Origin of the sequence: Limnohabitans planktonicus II-D5 (genome assembly GCF_001270065.2) — a bacterium.
Taxonomy (GTDB): domain Bacteria; phylum Pseudomonadota; class Gammaproteobacteria; order Burkholderiales; family Burkholderiaceae_C; genus Limnohabitans_A; species Limnohabitans_A planktonicus.
The window spans coordinates 22,610-35,710 of record NZ_LFYT02000036.1 but is presented as its reverse complement, the minus strand read 5'-3'; the positions used below and the strand labels follow the sequence as shown (position 1 = coordinate 35,710).

The 13,101-nt window shown below is 65.6% G+C and carries 1 protein-coding gene (running past one end of the window); it reads right to left on the bottom strand.

Features of this window, described 5'->3' with window-relative positions; translation table 11 throughout:
* The coding region annotated (locus H663_RS38880; protein ID WP_116695932.1) for an Ig-like domain-containing protein crosses the window boundary (this coding region is incomplete at its 3' end): on the bottom strand, window positions 1-13,101 show 13,101 of its 32,078 nt. Its footprint extends 18,977 nt past the window's final position.

Genomic DNA, 13,101 nt, shown 5'->3' with positions numbered 1-13,101 from the left:
GCAGTCGCGGCACTGGCAGCAGCGGTGGCCAGGCTGGCCACTTTGGCGTCGGTTGTCGTTTCGCTGGCGGTGGCTGATGTGGTGGCGTCGGTGCCTGCTGCGCTTGCAGCTGTGGCGGCAGCGTTGGCAGTGGCTACGCTGGCAGGTTCAGATTCACCAGCCGCTGTGGCGGCAGCTTGCGCAGCTGTTGCAGCAGCTGTCGCTGCTGAGGCTTTGGCGGCTGCATCAGCGGCGGCAGTCAGTGCTGCAGCTTGCTTGGCTTCGACGTCTGCCAGTTCAGCTGGCGTTGCCGGATCACTCAGGGCTGCGACTGCGCTTTCCAAAGCTGTCTTGGCTGCAGTCGCTGCTGCGGCAGCCGTTGTGGCGGCAGTCGCGGCACTGGCAGCAGCGGTGGCCAGGCTGGCCACTTTGGCGTCGGTTGTCGTTTCGCTGGCGGTGGCTGATGTGGTGGCGTCGGTGCCTGCTGCGCTTGCAGCTGTGGCGGCAGCGTTGGCAGTGGCTACGCTGGCAGGTTCAGATTCACCAGCCGCTGTGGCGGCAGCTTGCGCAGCTGTTGCAGCAGCTGTCGCTGCTGAGGCTTTGGCGGCTGCATCAGCGGCGGCAGTCAGTGCTGCAGCTTGCTTGGCTTCGACGTCTGCCAGTTCAGCTGGCGTTGCCGGATCACTCAGGGCTGCGACTGCGCTTTCCAAAGCTGTCTTGGCTGCAGTCGCTGCTGCGGCAGCCGTTGTGGCGGCAGTCGCGGCACTGGCAGCAGCGGTGGCCAGGCTGGCCACTTTGGCGTCGGTTGTCGTTTCGCTGGCGGTGGCTGATGTGGTGGCGTCGGTGCCTGCTGCGCTTGCAGCTGTGGCGGCAGCGTTGGCAGTGGCTACGCTGGCAGGTTCAGATTCACCAGCCGCTGTGGCGGCAGCTTGCGCAGCTGTTGCAGCAGCTGTCGCTGCTGAGGCTTTGGCTGCGGCGTCGGTTGCGGCAGCTTGCGCTGCAGTCTGCTTGGCTTCGACATCTGCCAGTTCAGCTGGAGTGGCGGGGCTGCTCAGTGCAGCAACGGCGCTTTCCAGCGCAGTCTTGGCCGCTGTTGCTGCTGCGGCGGCGGCACTAGCTGCTGTCGCAGCACTGGCAGCGGCGGTGGCCAAGCTGGCCACTTTGGCGTCGGTCGCTGTTTCGCTGGCGGTGGCTGATGTGGTGGCGTCGGTGCCTGCTGCGCTTGCAGTTGTGGCGGCGGCGTTGGCAGTGGCTACGCTGGATGGAACTGTTTCACCCGCCGCTGTGGCTGCAGCTTGCGCGGCTGTTGCAGCAGCTGTGGCCGCTGCAGCTTTGGCCGCCGCATCAGCGGCGGCAGCTTGCGCTGCGGCTTGCTTGGCTTCAACGTCTGTCAATTGCGAAGGCGTTGCCGGATCGCTCAGGGCTGCAACGGCGCTGTCCAAAGCTGCCTTGGCCGCTGTAGCTGCTGAAGCAGCCGCACTGGCGGCAGTTGCGGCATTGGCAGCAGCCGTGGCCAAGCTGGCCACTTTGGCATCCGTTGCGGCTTCGCTGGCCGTGGCCGATGCGGTGGCATCCCCACCCGCTGCGTTTGCAGCTGTGGCCGCAGCGTTGGCGGCGGCCACGCTGGCAGGTGCAGCTTGACCGGCGGCTGTGGCAGCCGCTTGGGCCGCTTGGGCTGCAGCTGAAGCAGCTGCTGCTTTGGCCGCAGCCTCAGCGGCAGCGGCCAAGGCTGAGGCCTGCTGGGTCTCTATGTCTGCCAACTCGGCAGGCGTGGCCGGGCTGCTCATGGCGGCAACAGCGCTGTCCAAAGCCGTTTTGGCTGCTGCGGCGGCTGTGGTGGCAGCGGTTGCGGCGGTGGCTGCATCCTGGGCGTGCTTGGATGCGCCGGACAACACCACTGTTTGCAAACCCACGAGGCTGCTCAGCTCAGTGGCATCGGTCACGCTGGCCAGTGCGGCTTGCACGGCTGCCAGGTTTTCAGCGGTGACCCCCTGCACCCCCAAACTGGCCAATTGCGCCAGGCTGGGCGTGCCGGCCATGACGGCTTGCACGGCATCGGCCAAGGCTTGCACTTCGCTCACGCTGTCAACTGCGCCAAAGGCTTTGCTGTCGATCACATCGCCCAGCAAGCTGGACTTGGCCGCGCTGTCCACCCCGGTCACACCGATGGCGGCGTATTGCGCCTGGGAGGGCGCTGGCGTGTGCTTGTCCGATGTGCCATCGGCATGGGCTTGAATGGCCTGGTACGCATCGACGATGGCCTGCACTTTGGCCACCGTGTCGGTCTGGGCGGCAGTGACGGCACTGCTGGCCAAGGCGCTGAGGATGGCGTCCAGGTTGCTGGCATCGACCCCGGTCACAGCGCATGCCGTGAACACAGCCAGGTCCGGCACCGCCGCCGAGCCACTGCCGTTGCTGTCTGCATAAGCCTTGATCACATCCAGTTCAACGGGCGTTTCGGGCTCTGGCGTGGTGTCGATCGTCACACGCTGCACCGCCGTCGTGGCCACGTTGCCCGCTGCATCGCTCACTTGCGCCCGGAACTGGTAGCTGCCGTCTGCCAGATTGGCCTGGGCTGTGGAGGTGGCGTTCCAGGTCGCGCCGCTGTCGGTGGACACTTGGTACACCACGCTTGCATCAGCGTCTGGATCTGTCAGCTTCAGATCAAAGCTGTTGTCGGTGGTGGTGATGCCACCTGACTGGCTGCCGCTGTCGGTCAAGCCCTCCACGCTCAACACACCTGCTGCCACAACGGTATCAAGGGTCACGCTGTGCACATTGCTGATGCTCAGGTTGTTGTCGGCATCCAGGATTTGCGCGCGGAATTGGTAGCTGCCGTCTGCCAGCGGGCCTTGTTCGGCCGAGGTGCTGTCCCAGTTCAGTCCGCCGTCCGTCGAGACCTCGTAAGTCACCACTGCTGCCGGGGCCTGCCCTGTCACGGACAAGCTGAAACTGTTGTCTTGCGTCAGGCCATCGCTGTCGCTGTCGCCGCTGTCCGTGAATGCGGTCAAGGCCAGCGTTGCGACCGCAGGTGCCGTGGTGCTCACTGTCAGGTCAAACGCATTGGCCAATGCAGAGATGTTCAAGGCCCTGTCGGTCGACAAAGCGGTGAAGCTGTAAGTGCCATCGGCCAGCGGTGCATCGGTCAGGTCCAGCGTGAAGGCCCCCGTGCTGTCGGCTGTGGGGGTGCCCAGCAAAATGCCGTCGCGCCAGACTTGCACCAGCGCACCCGCCTCGGCCATGCCTTGCAGTACCTGCTGCTGCACCTCAGAGATCAAGGCCGTGGGCGTGCCGCCCACGGTGCTGAAACCGGCCAATGTCGGGGCATTGGGCGCTCGGGTGTCCACCAACAGTGGCAAGGGCTCGGACCTGGAGGACACATTGCCCGCCAGATCCACGACTTCAGCCATCAGGCTGTAGTGGCCATCGGTCAGATCAACGCTCGGTTGCCAGCTGAACTGGCCGTTCGCATCAGCCTGAACCACCGGCTCGGTGCTCAGACCGGTGCCCAAAATGCGCACCTGGGCATCGGGCTCGGCGCTGCCCGTCAAAGTGGGCCGCGCCTGGCCTGTCACATCAGGGCCAGACAGGCTGGTGGCCAAGGGGGCCACCGTATCGACCGTCACAGACAAAGCCGTGCTCACCTCACTGGTGTTGCCTGCTGCATCCATGGCGACAGCGGTGTATTTGTAAACACCGTCTGCCAAGCGTTGCGCAGGCGTGAAGCTGAATTGCCCACCGCTCACAGCCACAGTGGCTTGCAGCGAACTGCCCAGATACACCTTGACCCACTGCGCCCCCACAGCATTGCCCACCAGCGTGGGCAGGGTGTTGGCCGTGATCGCGTCGCTGGCACTGCGCCCGCTGTCCGTGCCAGCCGTCAAGGCGCTCAAGACAGGCGCTGTCGGTGGCGTGCTCATCAGCGTGATGCTGCGCGTGATGCGGCTGACGTTGCCTGCCGCATCGGTGGCGCTCACGGTCAGCGTGGTGAGGCCGTCCGCGCCCAAGGTCTGCAGATCGGTGGCACTCAGCTCCAGGGTCCATTGCCCCGTGGCGTCGGTCGTGGCGGGCAAGTCCAGCACGCCCTGCGCACCGGTCCAGGACAGCTGCACCGAAGCGCCTGCTTCGCTGCTGCCGCGCAAACTCAGGCCTGCAGATTTTTCTGCGGCATTGACGATGTCGTTGCCCGCCACGGCGGCCACCGACAAATTGGGTGCCGCCGTATCGACGTTGACCACCAGGGGTGCACTGAGGCCACCGATATTGCCTGCCGCATCGCGGTTCTTGACCGTCAGGCTGTGCTCGCCATCGAGCAAGGCGCTGCTGGTCACACGCCACTGGCCTAGGCTGTCTGCCACGGCCACACCCACCTGCGTGACGCCGTCCAGCAAGACGACTTCACTGCCAGGCTCGGAGGTGCCAAACACCGTCAAACGGCTGTCGCGGGTGAGCAGATCCCCGGCCTCACCGGTGTCGTTGGCCAAGCCGTCGATGCGCGCCGCATAGGGCGATGTCTTGTCCAGCGTCACATCCTGCACCGCACTGGCGGCGCTCAGGTTACCGGCCACATCCAGCAGGCGGGTCGTCAAGGCATAGCGGCCTTCAGGCCAAGCGCTCAGCAGGCTCACCCCCACCACACCGGCGCTGATGTCGGCATCCGTCAACTGGGCCGCGCCCAGCACCTGCGTGCCCTGTAACAGTTGCAGGGTGTCACCGGCCACGGCCTGGGTGTTGACCAGACTGACCGAGAAACGCGGCAACAACTTGCGCGTGATCTGGTCGGTGCTGGAAATGCCCGTGTCATCTGCGGACAACACCGTCGGCGCAGCGCTTGCTGTGGGCGCTGTCGTGTCCACCACCAGGTTCAGCACAGGCGAGTCGGGGCTGCTCAGCGCCACACCCGTGCGGTGCACCAGGCCCACCAAGGTGTACAGGCCATCGGCCAGGTCCGCCAGGGGCTGCACCGTCACGGTGGTCTGGACAGCGGGGTCAAAGCCATCGGCCAAAGTGGTGCTGCCCAGCAAAACCCGGGCATGACCCGAGGGGCCTGCGTTGGTTTGCCACAGTTCCACCACATCACCAGCCACCAGGCTTGCGCCTGCGACTTGGGCGGTGTCAATCTCCAGCGTCACCACGGGCCGCTTGACCTGGGTGCGGTTATCGGTCGCAGAGCGACCACTGTCGTCACTGTCGTTCAGGTCCGGGGCACCGGGGGCGTCCGGCACGCGTGTGTCAATGCGCAAGTCCAGGGCATTGGCCGACAACACGCGGGTGCCCGAACGGTCCGTCAACCGCGCGTTCAAGGTGTAGAGGCCATCGGCCAAAGGCGCTGTGGCTCCCAACTGCACCGTTGCCACGCCTGCGCTGACTTGCTCGGACGTCAGGCTGATTTCGGCCCACACATCGCCCGCCGCATCCACCAGCGCCAGCATGTCACCGGCACTGGCCCTGCGGCCTGCGCCATCAAACAGCACGACCTGCAGCTTCGGTGCATTCACCGATGTGCGGTTGTCCACATCGCTCAGGCCCAGGTCATCTGCCGTCAGCAAATCGGGCATGCCCGGTGCTGCCAGGGGCGTGGTCAGCACCTCCACCGCATGGGTCAAGGACGTGCTGTTGCCCGCCACATCGGTGACCACCAGGCGGATGCTGCGCCCTGAACCTTCGCCCAGGGCCGCCAAGTCATCGGCGCTGAGCGCATACGACCATTGCGTGCCAAAACTCTCGGGCTCCACGGTTCTGGCCGAGGCCCCGGTGCCCAGCACCAGGGTCAAAGCGGCCCCCGCCTCGGCCGTGCCGCTCAGCGACACGCCCTGCTGCCAGTCGGCCGCGTTGATGATGTTGTCGTCCGTGACGGCATCCACCGACAGACTGCCCAGGGCTGGCGCTGTGGTGTCCAGCTGCACCACCAAGGCGGCCGAATAGGCGCTGACCAGGCCCTCGGCATCGGTGGCGGTGGCCTTGAAGCCATAACGCCCGTCGTTGGCCAAAGCCGCAGGCAAGTTTGCCGACCAGCTGCCATCGGCCCCGGCGGCCACCGTCACCAGCGGACTGCTGCCCAGCACCAGGGTTGACAAGTTGTAGGCATACACCTTCACGGTGCTGCCCGGCAAGGCCGTGCCGCTCAGACCAGGCTGAGCCAGGCGGGTGATGCGGTCGGTGTTGCTGCTGCCCGTGTCGGTGTCAGGGCTCAGCCCCGTGATCACCGGTGCCAGGGGCTGCGTGGCATGCACCTTGAAATCAAACGTGCTCATGCCGCCCAGATTGCCCGCCAGGTCTTCGGTTTGCACCGTCAGGGTGTAGGCCCCGTCATCGAGCACACTGGCACTGTCGTCAAAGCTCCACAAGCCGGTCACGGCATCGGCCGTGACCACACCCAGGAACTGCCCATCCAGGGCCAGCGCCACGCGTGCGCCCGCCTCGGCCTGGCCTGAAAAACTCAGGTTGGCGCTGGGCACCGTGTCCGACACCTCAAAGGCCACGCCGTTGAGGGCCAGACCACTGACCGCTGCCGGTGGCGTGGTGTCCACCGACACGGTGAACACCGCACAGGCTTCGCTGGCGTTGCCCGCCAGGTCCACCGTTTTGGCCTGGAAGGCGTAGTCGCCCTCCTCCAGCGCCAGGCTGCCCACATCAAACACCCAGGCCCCGCTGCCGCTGGCCGTGGTCACACCCACCAGATGGCTGGCGTCGGTGCCGCCCATGTAGACCTCGATGCTGGCGTTGGGCTCTGCCGTGCCGCTCAATTCGAGGGCGGCGCTGTTGCTCAGGTGGTCGGTCTGGCTGCCCCCGGTGTCCGGCGTCATGGCGCGGATGATGGGTGCATCGGGTGCCACGTTGTCCACGCTCACCACAAAGGGGTTGGATGCCAGGCTGGTGTTGCCCCCCAGGTCACGGCCAATGGCGGTGTACACATAGCGGCCATCGGCCAGACTGCGCGGCACATTGGCCACCAGATCGTTGAACACCCAGGTGCCGCTGGCTGTGGTCTGCGCACTGCCCAGCTTCAGGCCGTTGCGGTAAACATCGACCCAGCCAGGGGCTTGTGCCGTGCCGCTGATGACCTGGGTTCGGGTGCGGGTCACGCCGTCGGTGTCCAGGCTGCCGGTGTCGGCTTGCACCGCCAGCACCTGCGGCACCTTGGGCGCTTGCGCATCAATGATCAGGGTGAAAGTCGCACTGAGCGGGCTGACATTGCCTGCGGTGTCGGTGGACGTGAGCACGATGGCATAACGGCCATCTGAGAGGTAACTGCCGTTGGTATCAAACGACCAATGGCCCGAGGCATCGGCCAAGGCTGTGCCCAGCACCACATCGTTGGCCACCACTTTGACCCAGGTGCCCGCTTCGGCCGCGCCTTCGAGCAGCGGTCGGTTGTTGCGCGCATAGCCTTCCAGCGTGGTGGTGTCGATGCCACTGCCGTCGATCTGGGCCAGCCCAGGCTGCACCGGTGCCACCACATCGAGCACCACATTCAGCACACCCGACCAATCCGAAGCCACGCTGCTGGTGGTCCCGGCATTGAGCACGGCAGCGGCCACGACGCGGGCCTTCAGGCCCAGCAGTTGGCCTTGCACAGCCTCCAGACCCGTGGTCTGGGCGGGCAGGCTCACGATCACGCGCTCCATGGCGATCTGGGCGGGGGTCAGCACCACCGTCTTGAGCACGGTGCTGCCGGTGTCATTGAGCGCGATCTGCAGGCTGTCGCCCACCGCCACGCCTTGCGGGATGCCGATCGACAAGCGCAGGCCGTTGACGCGGGTGTTGTTGTCCAGGCTGGATCGGCCCGAATCGTCTTCGCTGATCAAATCGGGCGTGCCCGGGGTGGTGGGCGGGTTCAGGTTGCTGACAGCGTCCGAGCTCACATAGAAGCTGGCGGCATCGTTGCCCGCCAAGTCTTGCAAGGCGCTGCTGTTGTCAGCAGGCGATGGATCGGTGTAGGCCAGGGTCACCGCCTGACCGCGTGTCACGGCCTGGGCCAAGGTGATGAGCAAGCGGGTCTGCGTGCTGTCGCTGGCATCCCGCGTGACAGAAAGCACGTCCACCAGCTCGCCATCCACCGCCACGGCAAACGCTTCGGCAGGCAGTGCCGACTGCACCGCTTCGCTCAGGTTCAGCGTGATCAGATCGCCATTGAAGCTCAAGCCCCCCAGCAACTGCGGGCGCACCCGGTCGGTGGGCTCGGTCAGCACTTGCGCGTTGTTCACGGTCAGCGTCAGCACCGAGGTGGTGGCCAACAGTTCGGCATCGGTGGCCGAGACATTGCCCGCCATGTCCACACTGCGCAGCACAATGCTGTGCGCGCCTTGCTTGAGGGCCGAGCCGTCATAGGTCAGCGCCCAGGCGTTGGCGGCCGACTTGACGCCCGCCTCACCCAGCAAATACAGGCTGCTGCCCACCCGGTCATAGACCTGGACCTTGACCACATCGGCCAGCGAATCGGTGGCAGCGCGTGTGGGCAAAGCGCCTTCCAGCGTGAACATGCGGTTGAGCGTGGTGCTGGCCGTGCGCGCCGCCAGACTGGCGGTGGTGGTGCTGTTGCTGCCATCGCCCAGATACAGGCTGGCGGTGAAGGGGTCGGCTGGCGGCCGGGTTTCATACAGCAGGTTGTAGCTGCCCGTGACGGAGCCGGGGTTCAGCCCCTTGTACAGCGGCGTATTGCCTGCGGCATCGACGATGGCACCGTCAACGTAATAGTTGCCTGGCGTGTTGCCCTTCATCTGATCGCGCGTCAGCGCAAACAGCACCTGACCGGCGTCAATGTCGGCCGCGCTCAGCAAGGCGTCAACCGTGGTGTGCGCCGTGCCGTTGAGGTAATTGAGCACCCGCACCCGGGCCGTGTCGCCCACGCGGGCGTCGGCGGGCAAACGCATCACGACTTGCGGCGGGGCGTTGGTGATCTTGTCGTTGTTCAGATGACCGCTGTCCACACTGGCGGTTTCCCGCAGGTTCAGCCACAGCGGCTTGGTGGCCGTGAAGTCGATGGTGATGGACAGCGGCGCACTGGCCACCATGTTCCCGGCCACATCGTTTTGCACCACGATGTAGCGGTGCACACCTGCTTTTTGGTAGGCGCTCAACTGGAACTCAAACACACCAGTGCTGGCATGGGCCACCACATAACGGGCATTGAGCGCATTCAGCACCAGCTCGGAGGGCTCCACCACACCCGAGCCATTGCGGTCTTCATAAATGCTGATGCGCGCACCGGGCTCGGCCACGCCCACCAGCGTGGGCGAACGGCTCTTGGTGACGTTGTCACCCAGCGTGCCGGTGTCATCGGCCGCCGCATTTTTCAGGGCCACGCGCAAGGCGGTGGCCGTGTCGCTGCCCAGCGTGGGCACCAGCGGCAAGGCGCCTGCCGTGTCCACCACCAGACTCAGGGCGGCAGAGGCCGGGCCCCGGTTGCCGCCCACATCCCAGGCGCGCCAGGTGATGGCATGCGTGCCATTGGCCAGGGCCGGGCCCTGGTAAGTGAAGGCCCAGGTCGTGGTGCTGGGCATGGCGGCAAAGCCCAGGCTTTGGGTCACGCCGCCAAAGGTGTCAAACAACTCCACTCGCGTGGTGCCCGCAGGCAAGGCGCCAGACGAGGCAAAACTCAGGTCCGTGCCCCGGTTCACCCGGTTATCGGTGTTGGTGACATCGGTGCTGAAGGTGCCGGTGTCGTCCACCGTCAGCAGATCGGGCGCAGCGGCCGGGGCCGTGGGCAAGGCGTTGTCCACCACCAATGCCGTGCGCAAAGTCACGCCCGCGCTGGCATTGCCTGCCCGGTCGATCATGAAGGCCGTCACCGCCGTGCCGGCTGAATACGTCACGGCCGTGCCCGCATTCATGGCGGTGGTCGGCGTGAACTCGATGAAGCCTTTGGCAATGTCGACCGCTTGCAACGTGACCAGGCCCAGCTGGGTGCCGGTCACCACAGAACTGGTGTTGATGCGCACCTTCTCACCCGGCACCGCATCGCCGGGCAAGGCGATGCGGAACGTAGGCGTGTTGTCGTTGGTCTTGCCGTCGTAGGGCGAATCCCCCGTGTCGCTGCTGGCGAGCAGCACCATGCTTGGGGGTGCCAGGGCGCTGGTGTCCACCGTGAAGGCCACCGCCGTGCTCACTTGCTCATTGCCCGCCACATCGGTTTGCACCACGCGCAAGTTGTAGGCCCCCACGGCCAGGCCGCGCAGATCCACCGTGTAGGCCCCTGCCCCATCGGCCACCACTGTGCTGGTGATGACGGTGCCGGTGTCCTTGGTGTAGAGCGCCAGATGGTCTTCACCCAGATCGCGTCGGCCGTTGTTGTTGCTGTCGTTGAAGACGCTGATGCGGGCATTGGCTTCGGCCGCGCCACTGAGCGTCAGGGCATTGACGTTGCTGGTCAGGCGGTTGACCGTGTCGGTCAGGTCGGCACTGGCCAGGCTGGCCGTCAGGCCCGTCGGTGCGGTGGCGTCAATGGTCACATCGAGCGACACGGCCCCGCCTTCATTGCCCGCGAAATCGACCGGGCGCACCGCAAAACGGTGCAGCCCATCGCTGAGCGTCACCCCCGCAGGCAGGGTGAAGGAAAAAACAATTCCCCCCTGCACATTGCCCACACTGGCGCGCCCGATCAGTTGGCTGCCGTCGTACACGTTCAGCCAGGCGATCTCGGCCGCATTGCTCACCGTGCCAGTGGCATTGAGGGTGACGATCTGGTTCAGGCGCGTGTTGTTGTCGCTGCTGCTGCGCCCCGTGTCGTCACTGTCGGCCAGGTTCAGACCCACCGCCAGGACCGGTGCCGTGGTGTCGATGGTCAGGTTGGGGATCGCGGTCAGCGTGGCCGATTTGCTGGCGCCCGAGGCGGTGTAACGGAAGTAGTTGGTGCCCGTGCCCGTGGCCAAGGCAGAAGTGGCCACATCCACATAACCCTGGCTCAGGTGGGCAGCCGTGAGTGTGGCCGTCCCTTTGCGGTTGGCATCGTTGGTGCCTGTTGTGCTGGCATTGAACACTTCCACCACGCCGCCCACAGCAGCCCCTGTGCCCAGGTACACGCGCAAAGTCGGGCTGGTGGTGTTGGTGATCCGGTCATAGGCCGAAGCCCCCAGGTCCGAGGCCACCGTCGGCGCGATGCTGAACACCGCCGAAGACGGCAAACCGCCCGCAACGGTGAGCGTGGTCACGGTGGCGGCCTGGCTGATGCTGCCTGCGCCGTCGATCAGCTGCACGCTGATCAGGTTGTTGTAATTCGCTGCTGCCAGCGCCTGGTTGGGCAGCACCTTGAGCACCACAAAACCCTGGGCGATGTCGCTGGCCGTGACGCTGGCGCGAGCCAGCTCAGTGGTGTTGTTTTTCATGACCACTTGGTCACCCACTTGCACCACACCGTCGCCGGTGACCGGCAAGTCGATGCGGAAACTCGGCTGCGCCAGCACGGTCAAGCCGTCTTCATCCGGCGTGACGCCGTCAGCTGCCAAAAGGCGCGGCGTGCCGGGCAGCATGGGCATGGTGCGCTGCGAAGTGACCACCAGGGCATCGCTTTGGGTGCCGATCAGCTGGCCCTGGCCGTCCAGGGCGATGGCACGCAAACGGTTCACGCCGCCAGGCAGGGTCACCGTGCTGGCCGTCAGCAGGCCTGCCGCATCGGTGCTCAAACTGGTGCTGATCAGCTCACCGCTGTCGAGCAAGCCGTTGTTGTTGCGGTCGTTGTACAGCCAGACCGTGGCGTTGGGCGCCATGCGGCCGGTCAAGGAAATGCTGTTGCCCGAGATCAGGTTGTCGTCGGGGTTGCCTGTATCGACGCTGGCGTTGTTGCCAATCCACAAGCGGTTGGCATAGGCCTTCACGGGCGTGGTGGCGCTGTCCTCGAAGTCCAGCACCAGGGTGCTGGAATAGGCGCTCAGGTTGCCCGCCGCGTCGCTGGAGCGCACCAGGATGTTATGGATGCCACTGCTGAGTGCGTCGCCGCTGTGCGTCCAGACCCAGCTGTTGTTGGCCAAGACCGGCGCGGTGCCGATCAGCACTTCGCCGTCAAAGATGGACACCAGCGCGCCTGAGGTGGCCGTGCCGCTGAGCGTGAAACCTCGGCTCATGCGGGTGATGCGGTCGGTGTTGCTGCTGCCCGTGTCAGAGTTCAGCAGCGTGACCGTGGGCGTGGCCGGGGCGGTGTTGTCGGTGGTGTAGCGCGGCAGCACCACCGATGCGCTCAGGTTGCCGGCCTGGTCTTCCAGACGGGCGCTGATGGCGTTGGTGTAGACGGTGTCGGCCGCCAGGGTGAACCCGCTGCCCACCGTGCCCACTTTGCTGAACGTGCTGATGACCGCAACGCCCGCGCCCGGGGTGTCGGTGATGGTGGCACCACCGGCCGTGAAGCCCAGGGTGTGGCTGGCCACGGGTGTGATGGCGGTGCCCGCCGACAAGGCGCGGGCATCCACCGTGCTCAGCTGCTGGTTCCAGGTTCGATAGTTCAGGATCTGGCCGTCAAAGTAACCGCCGTGAAAGGCGTGGCCCAGGCGTTGTTCGGTGTCCCAGTTGTAGTCAGAGCTGGTGCGGTTGCCTTGCACCCGCAACACGCCATCGACATGAATGTCGGTCCCTCGGGCACCCAGGGTAAAGACCACGCGGTGCACCGCGCCATCGGTCAGGTTCAGACCCGTGGTGTAGATGACCTCGCTGTTCCAGACATAAGAGCCGATGTTGCCGTCGGGCGTGACCCACAAGCCCCGGTCATACGCGCCGCCACTGCTGACCGCAAACAAGCCCCCGCCCGTGGTGGTCTGGAACACAATTTCCCGGCTGACGCTGGTCTCGGGTTCATTCAGCGAGAAGTTCACATAGCCATTGCCCGTGAAGCTCAGCACCGATTCGGTGGTCACCCCGTCACGGGGGTCAAAGTCCACATAGCCCCGGTCCTTGTCGGCCTGGCTCAGCAAAAGCGTTGCCAGCACCGAGGTGGTGTTGTCGGCCGAGTACAGACGGATTTTGTCCCCCACCAGCGCTTGCGCAGGCAAGCTCACGCGCACGGTGGGCTGCAAATGGCTCACGATGCCGTCGGCCGCAAACACGCCGTTGTCACCGGCCATCACCTGGATGCCGGTGGGCCGCTGCGCCAGGGTATCCACCACCACGGTGCTGACGGCTGACACGCTCATGGCA